This window comes from Patescibacteria group bacterium (assembly GCA_040753135.1).
In the GTDB taxonomy this organism is placed as follows: domain Bacteria; phylum Patescibacteriota; class Minisyncoccia; order UBA6257; family Brennerbacteraceae; genus JBFMGR01.
The window spans coordinates 1-20,020 of the sequence record JBFMGR010000002.1; the positions used below are offsets into that span (position 1 = coordinate 1).

A 20,020-nucleotide genomic window follows, 5' to 3' on the forward strand; every position below is an offset into this window, starting at 1 on the left:
GCCCGGAACCCGAAGGCACTGGAGAACTCCGCTTTTGCGGAGTTTTCCATTTTAATTAGTTTAACTCTAACTCCCATCTTTTTGCTTGTTAACACCCGATTTGTCTACTATCTGTCCGATCGGACAGTTAGTAGACAATAGGCAATCTTTAACAGGTAAAATAAGTAAAAAATAAGCAAAAAGGCAAGCAAAGAAGGCAAGTAAATAAGGCAAATAAATAAGTTGACCAAAACTCTCGGTCAAGAACCGAGAGTTTTGTGTTTATTCTCCATCTCTTGACCCGGCACTTGACAAAACCCAGAGAGAGAGATACTAAGTGCAGTTCCTAAAAATCTCAAAAGAAAGGAGGTGAGAAAGGTGGCTGATAAGACAAAAAGCCCCAATACGAGCTACATCAGCAAACCCCATACGGGCAAAAGCCACTCTGATATGCGGGTTGATCTCTATCATCATGGTGAAGACGGGAAAAAGGAAGGAGAGACGCACGGGGTAGAAGTTTCCAAAGGCGTTCTGGATCTTCTCCTCTCTCTTTTTGGTGGCGGCAAAAAGGATGAATAGAGATAATTCGCAGCTAAAATCTGGGCTTGGGCGAACCCAAGCCCAGATTCTTTAAATTTACAGGTTATAATAATCTAGAAATAATAGTAAATATTAATAGGGGAAAACCTTATGAATATGAATAAACTGCCTCAAAAATTTGATTCCGATCATCCTTATAATGATTGGCAATGGGGAGAATGGATAAAGTTTACGAGAAAGCTTCAACAGCTTTCTTTAGAAGAGCTTTGTCAGTTAGCAACTAAATTGGGCATTAGATTCAGTATCGGCAATGAAAGGATTACGGACAAAGATGATTTTATTAACGTTTTAAATGAAGCAGATAAGTCAGAATTGTTGCGTGAGTACAATGAAATCATTAAAGTAAAAAAGAGATAGGGCCAAAAAGGTAATCATAAGATCGCTTTTTGTTTTTTTGGTTTTGGTTTATAATCAGTTTATGGCTGATTATAAACCCACAATTGGTCTGGAGATTCACACAGAGCTAAAAACCAGAACCAAGATGTTCTGCGCCTGTTTGAATAATCCGGACGAGACTGAACCGAATAAAAATGTCTGCCCGGTCTGCTTGGCTCATCCCGGAACTTTGCCGGTGATTAATTTAGAAGCAGTTTTAAAAGTTCTTAAAGTCGGTTTGGCCCTTTCCGGCCAGTTGGCAGAAAAATCAGTTTTTGACCGGAAAAATTATTTTTATCCAGATCTGCCCAGGGGATTCCAGATCTCCCAATATCAGCTGCCTTTTGTTCAGGGCGGATTTTTGGAGATTGAGAATGAAAAAGGCGAGCGCCGAAAAATTAAAATTACCCGAGTTCACTTGGAAGAAGACACTGGCCGCTTGATTCATTCCCAGAATCAAGAGCAGTACTCTTTGGTTGATTATAATCGGGCTGGCGTGCCTTTGATGGAGCTGGTAACTGAACCGGAAATTCATTCCGGATTTGAAGCCCGGCAGTTTGCTGAACAGCTTCAGCTGCTTTTGCGTTATCTCGAGGTTTCTGACGCAGACATGGAAAAAGGCCAGTTAAGGGTTGAGCCGAATATCTCGGTTTCTTTAGATAGTAAATTAGGGACAAAAGTTGAGATTAAAAACCTGAATTCTTTCCGGGCAGTTGAGGAAGCAATTGATTATGAAATTAAACGCCAGATAGAGATTTTGGGAAAAGGCAAGGCAGTTCATCAGCATAATCGGGGCTGGGATGAGGCAAAAAAAATTACTTTAGAACAGCGGTCAAAGGAGGAAGCCCATGATTATCGCTATTTTCCCGAACCGGATCTGCCGCCGATTTATCTTAACCAGCCAATTGGCGATGAAGGCATTTTTATTAACACCGAAGAAATTGCCAAAACTTTGCCTGAATTGCCCTGGCAAAGACAACTGCGTTTGGGAAATCAATATTTTCTTAATTCCGAAGAAGCCAAGCAGCTGACTTTTAACAAAAAGCTGGGCGATTTTTTTGAACAGGCAATCTCTGAAATACAAGAATTTGATTCTGGACACCAGCATTCTCGGAAAGAACTGACCAAGCTGGTTTTTAATTTTTTGAGTTCGGATTTGCGCGGCTTAGCGGCTGAGAACAAAACCGATTTTAAAGATCTAAAAATCACTCCTGAAACATTTGCCCATTTATTAACTTTATTCCACCAGAAAAAGATCTCTTCCAGAGTTGCTAAAGACGTTCTTTTAGAGATGTTTCAAACCGGCAAAGATCCAGAAGAGATTATCAAAGAGAAAAACTTGTTCCAAGTTTCTGATTCAGGCGAGTTGGAGTCAATAATTAAAAAAATCATTGCTGAAAACCCTGCGCCAGTGGCTGATTTTAAAGCCGGCAAAGAACAGGCGCTCCAGTTTTTAGTTGGCAAAATAATGGCCCAGACTAAAGGCCGTGCCAACCCAGAGACGGTTCAGAAGTTGATTAAGCAAGAGCTTGGTTAAAATGCGGCAGAAAAACTTTTTTTCTTTGGTTATTAAGGATAGTCGCTTGAGTTTTATTACTAAGATTTTGGTCATTTCAGATTTTTTAATTTATTCCGGATTTGGTTTGGTTGATCCATTTTTTGCGGTTTTCGCTTCTGAAGATATTCAAGGGGGGAGTCTTAGTGTTGCCGGCCTATCCTCGTCAATTTATTTTATTGTTTATTCTTTGTTGATGATTCCAATGGCCAGATTTATTGATCAGAAAAAAGGCGAGCGAGACGATTTTTTAGTTCTTATTTTTGGTTCTTTTTTCATTTGTTTAGTCCCGCTGCTTTATTTGTTTGCTCGTTATCCTTGGCATATTTATTTGATTCAGGCATTATCCGGCATTGGCTTTTCTTTGGCTTATATTAGCTGGGAAGCGATTTTCACTAGGCATATAGATAAGGAAAATGTGGCTTTTAGCTGGAGTATTTATGAAACTTTGACTGGTTTAGGCGGCGCTTTAGCCGTTGGCGCAGGCGGAGTGATTATTGAATTTTTTGGTTTTAGGCCTTTATTTTTGATCGCGGCTTTAATTGTTTTTTTTGGTTCTTCTAGTTTGCTTTTTGTCGCTGACAAATTTAAAGCAGTTAAACAAAGATGAGTTGTCCGAAGAAAACTGAACAAAGAGTTAAGCTTTTAAAAGAGCTGATTAATGATGAGCGTTATCTTTATCATGTGCTTAATCAGCCGTCTCTTTCTCCGGAAGCTTTAGATTCTTTAAAAAAAGAGCTTTTTGATTTGGAGCAAAGACATCCGGAATTAATTACTCCGGATTCGCCCACCCAGCGGATCGGCGGTCAGCCGTTAAAGCAGTTCAAAAAAGTCAGGCACGAAACGCCAATGCTTTCTTTTAATGACGCCTTCTCGCCAGATGATCTGCGCGATTGGCTGACTCGAGTTGAGAATTATTTAGGAACAAAAATAAACAATAAGCAATTTGCCATTAGCCATAAGCCATTCTATTGTGAATTGAAGATTGACGGTTTGGCAATTGAGCTGGTTTATCAGAACGGGATTTTGACTCAAGGCTCAACCCGGGGCGACGGCATTTTTGGCGAAGAGGTAACTAATAATTTAAAAACAATAGAGGCGATTCCGTTAAAGCTTTTAGGCAAAGCCGAAGTTTTGAAAAATTTGAAAGGTCTTGGTTTGAAAAAAATCGCTTTTAATCTGGATAAAAACTGGCCCTTAAAACTGATTGTTCGGGGCGAGGTTTTTGTTTCTTTGTTAGAGTTTAAAAAAGTCAATCAAGAGCAGGAAAAGCAAGGCGGAAAAATCTTTGCCAACCCAAGGAACTTGGCCGCCGGGTCTTTGCGCCAGCTTGATCCCAAGATTACCGCTTTGCGCCGGCTTGATTCTTTTATCTATGATTTGGTCACTGACCTGGGCCAGGCGACTCATGAGCAAGAGCATCTAATTTTAAAAGCTTTTGGTTTTAAAACCAATTCCCACAATCAGGCAGCCGGCTCTTTAGCTGAAGTTTTTCAGTTCCGCGATCATTGGGGAAAGCAGAAAAGCAAATTAAGTTATGAGATTGACGGCATTGTGGTGATTGTTAATGACAATCAAATTTTTGAAACAGCCGGCACAGTCGGCAAAGCGCCCAGGGGAGCGATTGCTTATAAATTCTCTCCGAAAGAAGCGGTAACCAAATTGGAAAATATCAGAATTCAAGTTGGCCGAACCGGCAATCTTACGCCGGTGGCAGTTTTGAAACCGGTTAATTTAGGCGGAGTGGTGGTGGCCCATGCGACCCTGCATAATTTTGACCAAGTAAAAAGACTTGGCTTAAAGATTGGCGATACAGTGGTGGTTTCCCGGGCTGGCGATGTGATTCCCCAGATTACCCAGATTTTAAAAGAGTTAAGAACCGGCCAGGAGAAAGAGTTTAAGCCGCCCAAAACCTGCCCGATTGACAACGCGCCAGTAAAGCAAGAAGGAATGATTTATCGCTGTTCTAATCCTGATTGCGGCGCTCGGAACCGGCGCTATCTGTCCCATTTTGTTTCCCGGTCAGCTTTTAATATTGAGGGCTTGGGGCATAAAATTCTTGACCGGTTTATTGATGAGGGCTTGATTGTTGATGCGGCAGACATCTTTAGCTTAAAACAAGAAGAGATTGCCGTTCTAGAGAGATTTGGTGAAAAATCAGCTGAAAACATTATTAACGAGATAGAAAAAAGAAAAGTGATTTCTCTGGAAAGATTTGTCTACTCATTAGGCATTCTTCAGGTGGGCGAGCAGACTGCCGTGCTTTTAGCGCGGAATTCCCAATTCCCAATTTCTAATTCCCAAATTAAAATCCCTGATTTTATTAAAGTTTTTCAAGGGATTAGTTTGGAGGAATTGCAGACAATTAAAGATATCGGACCAAAAGTGGCTCAGAACATTTATGATTGGTTTCGAAACAAGAAAAACATCGAGTTTTTGAAAAAACTTGATGCGGTTGGGGTTAAGTTAGTTATCAGTGATCAGTTATCAGTAAAAAAGGGAAAACTAGCCGGGCAAGTTTTTGTTTTTACCGGCGAGCTGGAATCAACCACCAGAGAACAAGCCAAAGAAAAAGTTAAGCAGTTGGGCGGAGAGGTTTCAGAGTTAATCAGCAGAAAAACTAATTATCTTGTCGTCGGCAAAAACCCCGGTTCAAAATTGGCTAAAGCAGAAAAACTGGGAGTGAAAGTAATTTCCGAAGCTGAATTTTTGAGATTAATTGGAGGGGAATGAGTTTTCGATTTTCAATGATCAATTTTCAATGGATTATCAATGAATCAATTATCAAACAATTGAGAATTAAAGAATTGGAGCTTGATTGGAAATTGGGAATTGTTAATTTATAATTAAGAGATATGATTTCTCGCGACGAAGTAAAACATTTAGCTGATTTAGCTCATTTAGAGCTGTCTGAACAAGAATTGGAAAAAATGACCCGAGAGCTGGGTTTGATTTTAGATTATATTTCCCAATTGAAAGAAATTGATGTTTCAAAAATTGAGCCGATGTCTGGCGGCCATTCTTTGGTTAATATTTTTCGGCAAAATGATTCAGAAAAAGACAGCTTTGCTTTTGATCCAGAACAGCTTAAGCAGCAGTTTCCGAAAAAGCAGGGGGATTATAATAAGGTGCCGAAGATAATCGAGAAATAATACCTAATTCCCAACTTCCAATTCCTAATCAATTATCCAATGACCAATTTAGACAATTTAACCGTAAAACAAACAGCAAAGTTGCTTGAGGAAAAACAGATCTCGGCAGTTGAGCTGACTAAGTTTTATTTAGAGAAAATCAGGCAAAAAGAGTCGGCTCTAGAGGCGTTTTTATATCTGGCCGAAAAAGAAGCTTTGAGTCAAGCCGAAGAAATTGATTTGTCGCGCCAGAAAGGCGATCAGCTTGGCAGTTTGGCTGGAATTCCTTATGCAGTTAAAGACAATATTTTAGTTAAGGGGGTTCAAGCCACAGCCGGCTCAAAAGTTTTGCAGGATTATCAAGCTAGTTATGATGCTAGCGTGATTTTAAAGCTTAAAAAAGCCGGAGCAATAATGATTGGCAAAACCAACTGCGATGAGTTTGCCATGGGTTCATCAACTGAAAACTCAGCTTATCAGAAAACCAAAAATCCTTATGACTTATCTCGAGTGCCGGGCGGTTCTTCTGGCGGCTCTGCGGCTGCTGTTAGCGCTGGAATGAGCTTATTTGCTTTGGGCACAGACACCGGCGGCTCAATCCGCCAACCCGCCAGCTTTTGCGGCGTAGTTGGGCTTAAGCCGACTTATGGCGCGGTTTCCCGGCACGGCGCGATTGCCTTAGCTTCTTCTTTAGACCAAATCGGGCCGCTGGCTAAAACAATTGAAGACACCGGTTTGGTTTTTGAGACAATTGCCGGTAAAGATAAATTTGATGCGACAACTTCAGGGAAAGCGGTTTATCAGGGTTTGACGGGAAAATTAATCCAAGATTTTGATTTTAAGAGTTTAAGAATCGGCGTTCCAGAGGAGTTTTTCGGCCAGGGGCTTGAGCCAGAAGTAAAAGCGTTAGTTGAAAAAGCGATTAACTGGTATGAATCCCAAGGCGCGGCAATTGAAAAAATTGAGTTGCCCCATTCGCCTTATGGTTTAGCGACTTATTATATTGTTCTGCCAGCGGAAGTGAGCGCGAATTTGGCTCGTTATGATGGGATTCGTTATCCTGCCTCTGTTCAGGCAGATGATTTTCGGGCAATTTATTTTAAGACCCGGGGCAAGCTGATTGGCCCGGAGCCAAGACGGAGGATTATGCTCGGCGCTTTTTCTCTGTCTTCTGGATATTATGACGCTTATTATTCCCGGGCTCAAAAAGTTCGCCAACTGATTAAAAGAGATTTTGACCAAGCCTTTGAAAAAGTTGATTTAATTATGACGCCGACCTCGCCGTTTCCGGCTTTTAAGTTCGGTGAGAGAATGGACAATCCGGTGGCAATGTATCTGGCTGATATTTATACCGTGCCTTTGAACTTAGCCGGGGTTCCGGGCCTGTCAATCAACTGCGGTTTTGCTGAATCAGAAGGGGAAAAATTGCCTGTTGGCTTGCAGATTATTGGCAAACACTTCAGCGAAGAGTTAATTTTAAGAGCCGCTTATCAGTACGAAAAAGCCCATTCTTAAGTATCGTTATGCTTGAATCAATCTTAAATACTTTTCCAGAAACCACGATTGAGCATCGGTTGATTAAGTCTTTAGCTTTGTTTTTTGACTCAACCAACTGGCTGATCCTGTCTTCATTTTTAAAAACTGTTAGTCTCTTGGTTAGCTTTTTTCTTTTTGGCTTGACAGTTTATTTGTTTATCAAACTAAAAGTTTTAAAAGGAAAAATAGACAAGATTAAAGCAGTGGTTAAAAGTTCTGGGCCGTCCCAAACAGCGAAAAAATTCACTTGGCAGATGAAGAAAATCAAAAAAAGATTATCAACCAACAGCGCTGAAGACGACCGCTTGGCTTTAATTGAAGCCGAAGAGCTTTTTCGCCAGGCGCTTGAGGGTCTTAATATTAAAGGCCAGCCAATTCCAGAATTAATTAGGCAAACCCCATTGTGGCGCGAGGTTAAACCAGAAGAGCTGTTAAAAGCCCATGATTTAAGGAATCAAGCGGTTCATTATTTCTCTCCGCTGGTTCATTCTGAAGCTGAAGAGGCAGTTGAGATTTACGAAAAAGGATTAAAGGATCTGGGATTTTTGTAAGAGTGGTTGCTAATGACGCCAATCTAAAAAGGCAATAACGTGAATAAATAGGTAATCAACCCTGTCTGCCTTTGGCGAAAATATAGGGATAGGGGCAAGTGTGCGAATAAAGACAAGGATTAAAGAATTGATTATTTTTTCATTTTAAGATATTATAGATATTCTAAAATCTGAAATCTTTTAATCTAAATTCTAATTTATGTTAAGCATTCGTTTTAAAAGGATTGGCAAAAAAAACCAGCCCAGTTATCGGGTGATTGTCACTCCAAAAAAAGCCGGCGGGCCAAAAGGAAAACCAATCGAATATCTTGGCTGGTTTAACCCGTTTTCAAAAGAATTTGCTTTGAAAAAGGAGCGGATTTTGTATTGGCTTTCTCAAGGGGCCAAGACCTCTGATTCTTTGCAGAATCTTTTAATCAGGGCCGGAATAATCAAAAGCAAGAAAATCGCGGTTCATAAAAAATCAAAGAAAAAATCAGAGCCATCAGTCCAGTCGGGAGCGAGTCAGGAACAAGCGCCTGATTCGGTTCAAGAACCTAAGCCGGCTGAAGCAACCGGGGTAGAAAAATCCCCGGAACCAGAAACCGAATCCTTGGCCGAATCAGTTCAGGCAGATAAAGTTGGACCAGGGCAGCCGGGTAAAAAAGAAGTTTCAGAACCGTCAGCCCAGACAGAAAAAACTGAACCTGAATTAAATCCGGAACAGAAAAATGAGCCCGAAGCTTCGGAACCGGCCCCAACCGAACTTGGGGAATAAACCGCTTGAAATTCAATTATTTTTTTGCCAAAATAAAAATATGTTCTGGTAAAGTCTCCGGAACAGATTGGTCGTTTATCAGGCAAGCTAATTAACTTGACAATTAAGACAATCATCTGATCTTTGAAATAAAATCAAGTCAGTGATTCAGAAAATAAAGCTATGTCAGACGCAGCTTATCAAGAATTTCTTGAACTGTTGGTCAAAGGGATTGTCAACAATCCTGATGCGGTCAAGGTCAATCGGACTCTTGACGAAAGGGGAGTGCTGTTAACTTTGTCAGTTGATCCCAAAGATATGGGGTTGATTATTGGCAAACAAGGCGGGACTGCCAAGGCAATCAGAACTTTATTGCGGATTGTTGGCATTAAGAATGATGCCCGAGTCAACTTAAAGATTGAAGAGCCGGAAGGCGCTGAAAGGCCTAACCGAACCGCTTCTGTTGATACAGTTGACCAAGTAGTTGAAGATTTGAAAATTTAAGATTAGTAGCTAAATCTCAAACCCCTCCGCATTGCGGAGGGGTTTGAGATTGGTTAAACAAAACAACAGCGGATTTGTGTTAAAATCTTTTAAGATGAAGCAATCAAGCAGAAAACCGGCAAAAAATAAAAAAATCAGTTCAAAAGCATCAACCTGTTTTGAAATTATTACTGCTTTTCCCGAAGTTTTCCCGGCTTATTTTTCCAGTTCAATTTTGGGCCGGTCCCAAGAGCGGAGAAAAATCAAAATTAATATCCACAATCTTCGCGATTTTACTCAAGACAAACATAGAACTATTGATGATAAGCCGTTTGGCGGCGGCCCGGGGATGATACTTAAAATTGAACCCATTGCTTTAGCAATTGGTTCAATTTTAAGAAATCCCAAATCCCAAATCCCAAATCCCAAACAAACTTCAAAGCCGAAATTCCAAACAAGAATTATTTTGTTATCGGCTAAGGGCAAGCTCTTTACCCAGAAAGACGCCAAGAGATTGGCCAAGTATCAACAATTAATTTTAATCTGCGGTCATTATGAAGGCGTGGATGAACGGGTGGCAAAGCATTTGGTTGATGAAGAGATCTCTATCGGCGAGTATGTTCTGACTGGCGGCGAATTAGGGGCAATGGCGATTGTTGACGCGGTTTCGAGATTATTGCCCGGAGTTCTGGGCAAAAAAGAGTCATTAACAAACGAGTCCTTTTCAAAACCCGGCTATTTAGAATATCCTCAATATACCCGGCCAGAAATATTCAGGCCGCAAATAGCAGGTGGCAAATGGCAAATAGCAAAGAAAACAACTAAAAAAACCATTCGCCATAAGCCGTTTGCTATTAGTCAAACCTGGCGGGTGCCTAAAATTTTATTGTCCGGCAACCATAAAAAAATCGAGCTTTGGCGCCAAAAACACTCAAAATTAAGGAAGTGAGACTTCCTTAGATTGGGTTGAAAATGAAAATGAAAAAAGGAGATAAATGGGCGCAGTTATTGTGCTATAATTTATTAAAACCGCGCCCTAACTCTCATTGATTTTTAAGCTATTTTATGGTATAATTATATATATGAGAAGAATGATTAGAAAAGCGATTTACTTCTTAAAAAACTATTTTTTGCCCACTCAAGCAAACAATAATTTTCCTTATGCCTTAAGGATAGAGAATCTATCTTTAGTTATTTTGCTTGCTTTAATTATTAAATCCTTGTCTTTTGCTTCTTGGCTGGTTTTGCCCAAACTGCCGTTTTTTGCTGATATTAGCTCTGGTTTGATTGTCCAGCTGACCAATGAGCAAAGGCAACTGGCTGGTTTATCGCCGGTTAGCCAGAGTCCAGTTTTGTCTCAAGTTGCCCAAGACAAAGCTCAAGATATGGTTAGCAAAGGGTATTTTAGCCATAACTCTCCTGATGGCTTGTCTCCTTGGCATTGGTTTGCGGAAAACAATTATTCTTACCAGTACGCCGGTGAAAATCTGGCCATTGATTTTTTTGAATCTAAAGACGTTGTTGATGCTTGGATGAATTCGCCGACTCATCGGTTTAATTTGCTCAATCAAAATTATCAGGAGATCGGCGTGGCAGTCGTTTCCGGCCAGATTCAAGAACACCAAACCACTTTAGTGGTTCAGGTTTTCGGCACGCCCAAAACAAAACTCTCTCAAGCCAAAGTTTTAATCAGTCCAAGCCCGATAGTTTCTCCAGAGCTAACGCCGTCGCCAACCGTCCAGCCTTTAGCGGTTCAGTCTCCAGTCAGTTTTTCGCCAACACCGATTATTGCCGGCGAGGAAACCCAAGCAGTTGCCAGCCCCGAGCCGGAAATTTCTTTAATGCCAAGTCCGTCTTTAGAAATAACCCCAACTTTATCTCCGGAGGTTTCCGCTGAACCGATTTTTGCCGGCTTGACCAAAGATTCAAATTTGCCCCAAACCCCGCAATTAACCCAAGATTTGTTGGGTTTGGCAATTAATCCGAATCCGATTCTATTCAGCTTGGCCGGTTATCTTGGTTTGGTTTTAGCAATGGGCATGTTTTCAAAAATCTATACTCCGTATCCCAAAGCGATTATTGGCGCGGCTTTAGCCATAGTCATTGTTGTGGCGATTGCTTATCTGCCCGGCGCTGAACAAACGTTTTATCTGACTGCAAAAATTTTATGAATTCAGGGATGAAAGTTTTCAGCCGTTTTGATTTAATTTTATTTTTTAAGTATTTTTTTGGCTATCTGGTTCTGTTTCTGCCAATAGTAATTTTTATCTTTAATGGCCGGGCGCTGTTAGCGCAGGCTAATTGGTCTTTAAAACAAACGCTGATTTTCCAAACCCCCAACAGTCAAGAGGTTAGCCCTGATACTTTTAATCAAGTTTCCGCTTCAGGAACCGAGAGTTTTGTTTTTATTCCGAAAATCAATGTTAAAGCTGAAATTGTCTTTCCCGACACCACTGATAATAAAGAGCTTTTGTCTTGGCTGGAGAAGGGTGTGATTCATTATCCGGATTCTGCCGGGTTTGGCGAAAAAGGAGTCGGAATTTTATTGGGGCACAGTTCGGCCTATCCTTGGTATCGAGGCGATTATGGTTCGGTTTTTGCTTTACTGGAGAAATTAGAGCCCGGCGACGAGGTGGTTGTTGTTTCTCAAGGCAAAAAATATCTTTATCGCGTTTCCGGTTCAAAAGTGGTTGTGCCGAAAGATTTTCGGGTTGAGAATCCGGATAATGGTTCGCATCTTTGGCTGATGTCTTGCTGGCCGGTCCGGACTAATAAATTAAGGATTGTTGTTGCCACAGATCTTGTCAAAACCGAATCAATTTAACTTACAAAAAGCGGCACAAATACACTAATTCGCCCGAATGATACAAATCAAACCGCATTACTTCATTGCCACTGCCCTGTCCTACTAATTTACTAATCAGTACCAATAATACTAATAAGATTGATTAGTATGGTTCTATTAGAGATTGTCTCGCTTCGCGAGATTCTGGTATAGCCAGAAAAATTGAAAATTAATTGGAAATTAGAAATTCAGTTCATTATTCGTTGATAATCGTTTATCTGTTGAGAAAAAAATTGCTATAATATTTTATTATTATGTCTTTTAAAGGTTTTTCTGCCATCTCTCTGATCTTGGGCATTAGCTTAATTGTCGTGGTTTTGTCTTTGGGAATGGGTTTGTTAAGCTATTTTGAAAATGCGGCCAGTTTTTCCCGGCTAAAAGGCCAGGAAGCTTTTTGGGTGGCTGAATCAGGAGTTTATGACGCGCTTTATCGTTTGTCCATAAATAAAGATTTTACTTCAGCTGGTTATCAATTGGCAGTCGGCAATGGCCAGGCAACTGTAGTCGTTGAAAAAGACAATCCCCGGGCCGGATTTAATCTGATTACTTCAACCGGAATTGTTGGCAATGCCAGAAAAAAAGTCCAAGCCCAAGTGGTTCGGGATGACATTACCGGCAAGATTACGCTTTTTTCCTGGCAGGAAATTGCCCTGTAGTAGATTTTGACGGTTGCGTTAAGCGTAGAGACTGTTAAGTTGCTGATTATCAATAACTCCTGCTAATTTACGAATTATTGCTAATATCTACCAATCACTCTTATTAGTATTATTAATACTGATTAGTAAATTGGTAGGCGCAGCAATGAAATATGTTATACTTTTATTTAATTATTTGATTTATGCCAGTCAATCATTTTTGGTTTAAAAAATTTTTTCAGAAACTGGTGCCTGAAGAAGAGTTTGCCGCTCTAGAGGTTAGCGAAAAAGCAGTTCGGTACATTTTGTTTTCTAAGTTTGATTTAGCGCCAAAACTGTTTGGCGAGGTTAAACTTGAACCCGGAGTAATTGAGAAGGGCGAGTTGAAAAACAAAGCCAGTTTAATCAAAGCCCTGAATGAGTTGAAAAGACAAGCCAAATGTGATACTGCTGGCCTAAAATGCTCGCCAGTAGTTATCTCTCTTTGTTCAGCTAATTTTTTCTTTAATGTTTTAGAATTGCCGGAAATTCCTGAAGCTTCTTATGAAGAGGCAGTTAAGCTGAACTCTGCCCAGGTTTCGCCAATTAATTTAGACGAAGCTTATTTTGACTGGCAGAATCTGGGTGTTAATTTAAAAACCCTTCAGCGGGAGTTTTTAATTGGCGTTGCCAGTCGGCCGAAAATTGACGCTTATTTGGAAGTTTTTAATCAGGTCGGGTTTCAGCCCTTGGCTTTAGAATCAAGGTCTTTGAGTTTGCTCCGCAACTTTAATTATTTTTCCCGGACAATTGAGAAAAACATCACCTTGCTTTTGGTTGATATCGGTGAAGACGGAATCAGTTTTTTAGTCAGTAAAAGCGGCAAATTATTTTTTGACCTTTATTTGTTTTGGAGCCAGATACCAGAAGCAAGCGATGGGAAGATTACCCGCCAAGATTTAGAAGCGGTTTTGGGCCGGGAAGTTGCCCGGATTCTTGAATATTTTTCTTCTCACAGCCAAGAGCAGGTGATTAATTTTTCTTTGTTTTCGCCGATTTTGAAAAAAGAGTTAATTAATTACCTGGCGCAAAAATTTGATTTAAGGGAGATTCCGATTGCCTTGCCAGCAGCAGTTCAGAATCAAGCCCCAGATCTTTATGCCGGTTTGATTGGCGCGGGTTTGCGCGGCAGTTTAATTCCCCGGAGTCTAGATGACATTGTCAGCTTTTTGCCTGAAGGCACGGAAAAGCTTTATCAAGAAAGCCAGCTGTCTTTTTTTGTTTCTCTTTGGGCCAAGATCAGCGCCGCGGTCTTAGCCGGCTTGGGATTGATTTTTTTGTCCGCGCTTTTATTGGTTAATAACGAGAAAAAACAAACCCAAGCCCAGCTTGATTCTCTTATTGCTTTACCGGAGACAGCCGAGATCTCGGCTCTGAATCAGCAAGCCGAAGAGTTCAATCGGTTTGTTGCCCAGATTGAAACAATCGAGAAACCAGCTAAAAACTGGTCTGGAGTTTTGTCGGCTTTAACCCGAACCGCCCAAGAGCTTGGTATTTCTATCGCTCGAGTTTCTTTTTCTGAAACCAGTTTGGAGTTTCGTCTACGCGCTTCAGCGCCAAACCAGCAAACCGCCTTGGCTTTTCCTGAAAAAATCAAGCAGTTTGATAATCTTTTTGCCGACGCCGAGATTCCTTTGTCTTCTTTTTCTCAAACCCCCCAGGGCGTAGAATTTGAGGCGATTATTAAACTTAAAAACTAAATTTTAGAAGCCAGATTTTAGAATATTTTGTAATTTCTCTATCTGCGCCAGATCTCGCCAAACGAGACAATTTCTAATAGAATCCTACTAATTTACCAATTATTACTAATATCTGCCAATCAATCTTATTAGTATTATTGGTACTGATTAGTAGATTAGTAGGAGACAGCAATATAATCCACACTTGACTCGGTTTAATTATTTTTTATAATATAATCAGCTCTTTAAAGGAGGATTTATTGTAACAATTCAGTTATTTTTCCGTCTTATTTAATAAGGAGGCAAAGGAGGATTTCAAGGAGACAGGTTGAGTGTTTTTTCATTTTGATTTTTAATGTTGGAACAATCAGGTTTAAAAGATTAGGCAAATAAAAGCTTTCTGTTCGGTTAAGCAAGGAAAGTTTTTTCGGATTGTCTTTATTTTGTTTACGATTGATTCTTGCCTTGCTCAACAGGACAGGGAGGAGGTCGACTCCGGTTCTGAATTCCGCTCGGAATTAATCCGGGCAAAAACAAGTTTTCCCGCGGGAGAACTTACCCGCCTGTTTGGTTAAACCAAACAGGAAAAGAAAGAGCTTATTAAGGTCGAAACTTAAGAGATTGATTTTTAAAGCGTCGATGCCCCAAACTTAAATCTTTGGGAATAGATTAATCTCAAAGCTCTTAAAATTAAAAAAATTAACTAAACAGAAAATGGATAAATTCAAGAAATTTATTGCCGGCTCTTTAGTAGCGTTAATGGCAGTTTCTGCCGCTTCTCCAGCCGCAGCTGTCACTATTGAAGAGCTTTTGGCACAGATTGCCGCTTTGCAAGCCCAGTTGGTTGCGTTGCAGTCCCAGCAGGGTGGCGGATCATATGTTGGCGTTTTGACCAAAAATCTCAAGCAGGGGATGACTGATCCTGAAGTCAATATTCTTCAATCAGGATTGGCTAAGGATTCAGCTGTTTACCCGGAGGGTTTGGTCACTGGCTATTTTGGTCCTTTAACCAAAGCCGCAGTTATCCGCTTTCAAGAGAAGTATGCCAGCGAGGTTTTGGCCCCTTGGGGTTTGACTAATGGCACTGGTTTTGTTGGCTCAACCACCAGAGACAAGTTTAATGCTCTGTATGGTCAGGCCGCGCCAACTGTCAGCCCAACCCCGGGAGTTTCACCCGCTCCGGCTGATTCAGTTTCTGTGGCTTTGTCCCCAGACGCTCCGGCCGCCGGCACTTTAGTGGCTGACTCTACTTCTGGAGACGGCGCTCAAGCTTTGGCTTCAGTCGCCGCTTTCAGATTTACTGCTCCAGCCGCTGGTGCGGTTAAAGTTACTTCTTTGAAAGTTCAGCGGACCGGTGTTTCTGCTGATGCTGACGTCTCCAATATGTATCTTTATGTTGATGGCGCCAGAGTCGCTGAATCACCCTCAATCTCTTCCGGCTACTTTACCTTTACCAATTCAGCCGGTTTGTTTGAGGTTCCTGCCGGATCTTATAAAGATGTCGTGGTTAAGATTGACTTGTCCAACGGCACTTCATCTGGCAAGACCTTTATCTTTGGCTTAGCTGCCGCAGATAGTGTGGTTGCTGGCGTTTCCACAGTGAGCGGTTCATTCCCGATCTATGGCAGCCAGATGACTACTGCCCAGATCAGCGATTTGGGTAAAATGACTATCTCTTCAGCTTTGCCTTCTTCCAACACCACGGTTGATGCTGGTACCACCAACTACGAAGTCTTTAGGTTTTCTGCTTTGGCTTCTGATCAGCCCCAAAAAGTTTCCTACATGAAGTTTACTTTAGTGGGAACTGCTGATTATGACGCTTTGCAGAATATCGGCTTGTATGTTGACGGCACCCAGGTTGGTTCTTCTGTGGCAATGATGGGCACTGATAAAACAGTTGAGTTTGATCTCTCTTCAGCGCCATTGAGCTTTACTTCTGGTCAGACCAGAACCGTGGCTCTTCGGGCTGATGTGATCAAGGGCTCTGGCCGCAACTTTTACTTCCAGGTGGCCAAGTCATCTGATTTTGTTTCAATGGATACGACTTACAATGTCTATCTGAAGACTAATCAGTCCAATGTTTGGTCATTGTTCAAAGCCGCAGGCACCACTTCAATTAACTCTGGTTCAATTGTGACCAACAAGGCATCAGATTCTCCAACCGGACCTTTGGCTCTTAACGCGACCAATATGAAGATCGCTAAGTTTGAGCTCAAAGCGGTTGGCGAGGATGTCAAAGTTTCCTCAATGTATGCCAAGGTTGTTGAATCAGTTAACAGCCATATCGTTTCCAACTTGAAGCTGTACATTGCTGGTTCCCAGTTTGGTTCAACTGTCGCCTCTCCGGCTGACAGCACTGTCCAGACCTTTTCCGGCAACTACACCTTTAAAGCCGGTGAAACTGTGGTGGTTGAGATCTACGCTGACTTAACCGGCACTTTAGCTAATGGCGACTCAATTACTGCCACTTTGGAAGACAACGATGCCTCTAATGGTGTTCGTCAGTCAACCGGTGACTCAATTGATGTTCCATCAAGCGATGTTGGCGCTAATGCCATCTCAATCAGCGCCGGCACTTTGTCAGCAGTTAAGAACTCATCAGTGGCGAACATCTCGACGGTTTTGAACGCCCAGGATGTGGTGATTGCTTCTTGGTTGATTACTGCTCCTTCTGACCAAGGAGTTAGAATCAACTCAATCACTGTTGATGACGGCCAGTCAAGCACCAATGGTTTGGGCTCTGCCTTTTCCAACTTGATGCTCTTCAATGGTTCAACCCAGTTGGGTCAGACCATTGCTTCGCCGTCAACCACTGGTGGTTCAGACAACACCTTTAATATCAGCACCACTTTTGAAGTTCCGGCTGGCCAATCCAAGCAGATTGACTTGAAAGCCGATGTTTTGTCTTCAGCTTCAACTTCAACTTGGAACGGCGAGTCAACTGATGCCGCCAGAATTACCTCAATGGATGCGACTGGCTTAATCACTAACAGTGCAACAACCTACGGCTCCGGCAATGTTAGTGGCCAGTTGATTACTTTGAACAGCGGCGCCACCTTGACGATTGCTAATGAGGCGTCACCAACCATGCCTGACTCAACTTATGTTGTTGCCGGCGACACCGAGCAGACTTTAGCTGCTTGGAGGTTCTCTGCTAACAACACCGAGTCAGTCAAGGTGACCCGAGTTAAGGTGTTTGAGTCCGGTGCTGATGACAAGCCGGGCAACTTCAAGAATGTCAAGTTGTATGTTGATGGCGTTCAGGCCGGCGCAACTGTGCCTGCTTTTACCACCAGCACCGCAACTTCTTCAACCAATGGTTGGACAATGGACTATGTCCTGTTTGAAGATAATGCCGGCTTGTTCACTGTTCCGCAGAATTCTTACAAAACCTTAGTGGTTAAAGCTGACGCGACTGATAAATCCAACGCCTCATTTGTTGATGACGGCGCCAAACAGCGCTTCAGCTTGGAGATTACTGATGGAACGGCAACTGCCACCACCAATGTCTCAGCTAAAGGTTCAACTTCTAACCAGTACGTCACTTTGGAGTCTGGTTCTTCAGCCACGAACGAGCTTAATGGCAGCGCTATGACCTTTGCTCGCAGCCGGCCAGTGTTTGCTTATGTGGCTGCTTCTGGCACGACCTTGACTCCTGGCGTAATGGAGGTCTTCCGGTTCAGAATTACAGCTCATTCTAGCGATGATGTTAAGTTTATGAACACAACTGCATCATCCAATATTAGATTGACTGTTCTGGCTGGTAAGGCTGCCGCTACTGGGGACGTTGTTCTTTACGATGCTGGCACCAGCACTGCTTTGCAGACCGCGTCTGCTAACAGCTTGGCTACTAATGCCACGATTGACTTTAACAGCTTCTCTAGCACTGTTCCTGCCGGAACAACTAAAGAATACTATGTCACTGCTAACTTGAGTGTCTTCACCACTACTGGTGATAGCTTCCAGGTTTCGCTCAAGAATGCGGCTGCGGATATGAGCTTTAATGACAACTCATCCACCAGCGCTGACATAGAAGAAGCTAACTACGTTGGCATTGGTTTGCCGATCAATGGCGGTGTCTTCACCAAGCCGGGCGCTTAATGGTTTTTCAGTAGCGCATAACTGACGCGGTTGGGTTTTGTTGAAAAAAACAAAACGCCTGCCAACACCAAAAAGAGCCCTTCGGGCTCTTTTTGGGTTTATTTTTTATTTTAATTTAGCTTGAAAAAATTTTCTTGCCCCGATGATTTTACTCGAAATGAAAGGATAAAAAAGGGGAATAAAAATTAAAGAAATAAAAACAACAACTGATTGCTATCTTGACGATCGTCAAGATAGCAATCAGTTTAAGACTCTTTTTCTAATTTTTAAGCATCAACACTTAAAGTATTGTTAATCTTTTCTGGGAATATTAAACTATTATTAGTGCAATGAGAGGCGATAAATTATTCACTGTTTTGGAATTTATTGAAGAAGGAATTACCACTTTGACTGATTTAACTTTGGCAATAATAGTTTCTGGCTACGGTGCCTCCGGTAAAAAGATAGACAGAAAGTTTGAACAACTCCATCGGTCAAGAAAATCTTTAACTTTGGGAACAAAAGAGTTTATAGAGCAGAAACGAAGACTCTATAATTTACTTTATAAATTGGGAAAAGAGGGGATGTTAATTCCGGATTCGCAACCTGACCGTGATTTAAAGCTTTCCAAGAAGGGTAAGAAAAAATTTTTGGCTTTAAAACAGAGCAAAGAATTTTCTGCCAGAAAATACAGAAAATATAAAAAAGGGGGAGTTCGGAAGAAGACAATAGTGATGTTCGATATTCCAGAATCTAAAAAACATCAGCGGGTTTGGTTAAGATCGGTTTTAAAAAATTTAGGGTTTAAAATGGTTCAGAAAAGCGTCTGGTCGGGCGATTATCTAATCCCTAGAGATTTTATTAAAGATCTTTCCCGATTAGGATTATTGGATTATGTTGAGATTTATGAAATTAATAAAAGCGGCAGTTTAAGGGTTTAGAGAAATCAGCAACAATCCTCGATCATTTATGGTTATTTATTCTATTATTTTAGTTGTTTGATTGCTATCTTGACGATCGTCAAGATAGCAATCAAGTTAAAAACAAACAAAAAATAATTAATAAAATGATTGGAACTAAGGCTGTGGATAACTTTGTATTGACAGGCAGAGGGTTTTTGGGAAAATAAAAAAAGTGCGTTTATAAATGAATACCCAGAGATGTTTTTTAAAACGAGGTGATAAAAGATAAAAAATAAACTTGTTGTGGCTATGAAGTTGAAGATTTTTAATCGGGCTTCCAAACAAATTCCTGAAGCAGGGAATTTTTCCAAACCAAGAAAAAAATTCAGCTACAAGAAAGCAGTCATTTGGTTGACTGTTTTTTTATTTGTCAGTGGGGGAATTTTTGTTTGGTACCGATTTTTTAGCCCTGAAGGCCGGGAGCAGTTAAAATACGACCTGTTCCAAAAATACTATATTGAGCCGTATGAAAAAGCGATGCGAGAAGATGTTTACGGCGGCAAGACACCAGAAGAGACTTTAAATTTATTTATTGACGCTCTGAAAAAAGGTGATATTGAGTTAGCAAGCAAATACTTTGCTTTGAATACCAATGAGAATAGCGAGTATTATCTAGAATACGATCCGAAATGGAAACGCGGCCTAGAGTTGACAAAAGAAGCAAATAAGCTTGATGAAGTAATTGAGAAATTATCATTCGTTAAACCCGATAAAGAGAGAATAACTAGCGAGGAAGATTTCAAGTTTATTCTAGAGAAAAATGGAGAAATTCTAGGATATATAAATCTAGAGTTGAATCCCTACTCCGGCGTTTGGAAAATAGAGAGCATGTAA

The 20,020-nt window shown here is 41.2% G+C and carries 18 protein-coding genes; all 18 read left to right on the plus strand.

Translation table 11 applies throughout. From position 1 onward, the window contains the following. The first annotated feature begins 429 nt into the window (after positions 1-429). The 18 genes from AB1721_00840 (at position 430) to AB1721_00925 (ending at position 20,020) form a co-directional block, all read left to right on the plus strand. Positions 430-558 carry a hypothetical protein gene (locus AB1721_00840; GenBank protein ID MEW5805264.1) on the plus strand — a complete coding sequence of 43 codons (129 nt, stop codon included), beginning with the start codon at positions 430-432 and terminating at the stop codon, positions 556-558. A gap of 117 nt (positions 559-675) precedes the next feature. Continuing rightward, positions 676-936: a hypothetical protein gene (locus tag AB1721_00845; GenBank protein MEW5805265.1), complete on the plus strand. Its 261-nt coding sequence runs from the start codon at positions 676-678 to the stop codon at positions 934-936. A gap of 61 nt (positions 937-997) precedes the next feature. Beyond that, on the plus strand, positions 998-2,491 hold the full coding sequence (gatB, locus tag AB1721_00850; GenBank protein ID MEW5805266.1) for an Asp-tRNA(Asn)/Glu-tRNA(Gln) amidotransferase subunit GatB: 1,494 nt from the start codon (positions 998-1,000) through the stop codon (positions 2,489-2,491). A gap of 1 nt (position 2,492) precedes the next feature. Beyond that, positions 2,493-3,119, plus strand: a complete 627-nt coding sequence (locus AB1721_00855) for an MFS transporter (protein ID MEW5805267.1) — start codon at positions 2,493-2,495, stop codon at positions 3,117-3,119. Further along, the gene (gene ligA / locus AB1721_00860; GenBank protein ID MEW5805268.1) at positions 3,116-5,242 is read left to right on the plus strand and encodes an NAD-dependent DNA ligase LigA; all 2,127 of its coding nucleotides are present in this window, start codon (positions 3,116-3,118) and stop codon (positions 5,240-5,242) included. Before AB1721_00855 ends, ligA begins: the two co-directional genes overlap by 4 nt. A 122-nt stretch (positions 5,243-5,364) precedes the next feature. Next, complete coding sequence (gene gatC / locus AB1721_00865) at positions 5,365-5,661, plus strand: Asp-tRNA(Asn)/Glu-tRNA(Gln) amidotransferase subunit GatC (GenBank protein MEW5805269.1); 297 nt, start codon at positions 5,365-5,367, stop codon at positions 5,659-5,661. Positions 5,662-5,700: 39 nt separating this feature from the next. Then, on the plus strand, positions 5,701-7,155 hold the full coding sequence (gene gatA / locus AB1721_00870; GenBank protein MEW5805270.1) for an Asp-tRNA(Asn)/Glu-tRNA(Gln) amidotransferase subunit GatA: 1,455 nt from the start codon (positions 5,701-5,703) through the stop codon (positions 7,153-7,155). An 8-nt stretch (positions 7,156-7,163) separates the two neighbouring features. Next, positions 7,164-7,727 (plus strand): hypothetical protein, encoded by a 564-nt coding sequence (locus AB1721_00875; protein ID MEW5805271.1) that lies wholly within the window; start codon positions 7,164-7,166, stop codon positions 7,725-7,727. Positions 7,728-7,926: 199 nt separating this feature from the next. Beyond that, a complete protein-coding gene (gene rpsP / locus AB1721_00880) occupies positions 7,927-8,484 on the plus strand; it encodes a 30S ribosomal protein S16 (GenBank protein ID MEW5805272.1) in 558 nt (185 codons plus the stop codon). A 162-nt stretch (positions 8,485-8,646) separates the two neighbouring features. Further along, positions 8,647-8,967, plus strand: coding sequence for a KH domain-containing protein (locus tag AB1721_00885; GenBank protein MEW5805273.1), 321 nt, complete (start codon positions 8,647-8,649; stop codon positions 8,965-8,967). Between the two features lie 94 nt (positions 8,968-9,061). Beyond that, on the plus strand, positions 9,062-9,895 hold the full coding sequence (gene trmD, locus AB1721_00890; GenBank protein MEW5805274.1) for a tRNA (guanosine(37)-N1)-methyltransferase TrmD: 834 nt from the start codon (positions 9,062-9,064) through the stop codon (positions 9,893-9,895). A gap of 133 nt (positions 9,896-10,028) precedes the next feature. Continuing rightward, complete coding sequence (locus AB1721_00895) at positions 10,029-11,117, plus strand: CAP domain-containing protein (protein MEW5805275.1); 1,089 nt, start codon at positions 10,029-10,031, stop codon at positions 11,115-11,117. After that, positions 11,114-11,770, plus strand: a complete 657-nt coding sequence (locus AB1721_00900) for a sortase (protein ID MEW5805276.1) — start codon at positions 11,114-11,116, stop codon at positions 11,768-11,770. The genes AB1721_00895 and AB1721_00900 overlap by 4 nt, the downstream gene beginning before the upstream one ends. A 275-nt stretch (positions 11,771-12,045) precedes the next feature. Further along, the gene (locus tag AB1721_00905; GenBank protein MEW5805277.1) at positions 12,046-12,447 is read left to right on the plus strand and encodes a hypothetical protein; all 402 of its coding nucleotides are present in this window, start codon (positions 12,046-12,048) and stop codon (positions 12,445-12,447) included. 182 nt (positions 12,448-12,629) lie between these two features. Then, a complete protein-coding gene (pilM, locus tag AB1721_00910) occupies positions 12,630-14,165 on the plus strand; it encodes a pilus assembly protein PilM (protein ID MEW5805278.1) in 1,536 nt (511 codons plus the stop codon). Between the two features lie 693 nt (positions 14,166-14,858). Beyond that, entirely contained in the window at positions 14,859-18,245 is a 3,387-nt protein-coding gene (locus AB1721_00915; GenBank protein ID MEW5805279.1) for a peptidoglycan-binding protein, read from the plus strand. Between the two features lie 329 nt (positions 18,246-18,574). Next, positions 18,575-19,165 (plus strand): CRISPR-associated endonuclease Cas2, encoded by a 591-nt coding sequence (gene cas2, locus AB1721_00920; GenBank protein MEW5805280.1) that lies wholly within the window; start codon positions 18,575-18,577, stop codon positions 19,163-19,165. A gap of 270 nt (positions 19,166-19,435) precedes the next feature. Next, on the plus strand, positions 19,436-20,020 hold the full coding sequence (locus AB1721_00925) for a hypothetical protein (protein MEW5805281.1): 585 nt from the start codon (positions 19,436-19,438) through the stop codon (positions 20,018-20,020).

Excerpts from the sequence above, each read along its gene's own strand:
- AB1721_00925 (MEW5805281.1), top strand. The coding sequence starts at position 19,436 with ATGAAGTTGAAGATTTTTAATCGGGCTTCCAAACAAATTCCTGAAGCA.
- AB1721_00845 (MEW5805265.1), top strand. The coding sequence starts at position 676 with ATGAATAAACTGCCTCAAAAATTTGATTCCGATCATCCTTATAATGAT.
- gatA (MEW5805270.1), top strand. The coding sequence starts at position 5,701 with ATGACCAATTTAGACAATTTAACCGTAAAACAAACAGCAAAGTTGCTT.
- rpsP (MEW5805272.1), top strand. The coding sequence starts at position 7,927 with ATGTTAAGCATTCGTTTTAAAAGGATTGGCAAAAAAAACCAGCCCAGT.
- ligA (MEW5805268.1), top strand. The coding sequence starts at position 3,116 with ATGAGTTGTCCGAAGAAAACTGAACAAAGAGTTAAGCTTTTAAAAGAG.
- AB1721_00885 (MEW5805273.1), top strand. The coding sequence starts at position 8,647 with ATGTCAGACGCAGCTTATCAAGAATTTCTTGAACTGTTGGTCAAAGGG.
- AB1721_00875 (MEW5805271.1), top strand. The coding sequence starts at position 7,164 with ATGCTTGAATCAATCTTAAATACTTTTCCAGAAACCACGATTGAGCAT.
- AB1721_00905 (MEW5805277.1), top strand. The coding sequence starts at position 12,046 with ATGTCTTTTAAAGGTTTTTCTGCCATCTCTCTGATCTTGGGCATTAGC.
- gatB (MEW5805266.1), top strand. The coding sequence starts at position 998 with ATGGCTGATTATAAACCCACAATTGGTCTGGAGATTCACACAGAGCTA.
- gatC (MEW5805269.1), top strand. The coding sequence starts at position 5,365 with ATGATTTCTCGCGACGAAGTAAAACATTTAGCTGATTTAGCTCATTTA.
- AB1721_00915 (MEW5805279.1), top strand. The coding sequence starts at position 14,859 with ATGGATAAATTCAAGAAATTTATTGCCGGCTCTTTAGTAGCGTTAATG.
- AB1721_00895 (MEW5805275.1), top strand. The coding sequence starts at position 10,029 with ATGAGAAGAATGATTAGAAAAGCGATTTACTTCTTAAAAAACTATTTT.
- trmD (MEW5805274.1), top strand. The coding sequence starts at position 9,062 with ATGAAGCAATCAAGCAGAAAACCGGCAAAAAATAAAAAAATCAGTTCA.
- AB1721_00900 (MEW5805276.1), top strand. The coding sequence starts at position 11,114 with ATGAATTCAGGGATGAAAGTTTTCAGCCGTTTTGATTTAATTTTATTT.
- pilM (MEW5805278.1), top strand. The coding sequence starts at position 12,630 with ATGCCAGTCAATCATTTTTGGTTTAAAAAATTTTTTCAGAAACTGGTG.
- AB1721_00855 (MEW5805267.1), top strand. The coding sequence starts at position 2,493 with ATGCGGCAGAAAAACTTTTTTTCTTTGGTTATTAAGGATAGTCGCTTG.
- cas2 (MEW5805280.1), top strand. The coding sequence starts at position 18,575 with ATGAGAGGCGATAAATTATTCACTGTTTTGGAATTTATTGAAGAAGGA.
- AB1721_00840 (MEW5805264.1), top strand. The coding sequence starts at position 430 with ATGCGGGTTGATCTCTATCATCATGGTGAAGACGGGAAAAAGGAAGGA.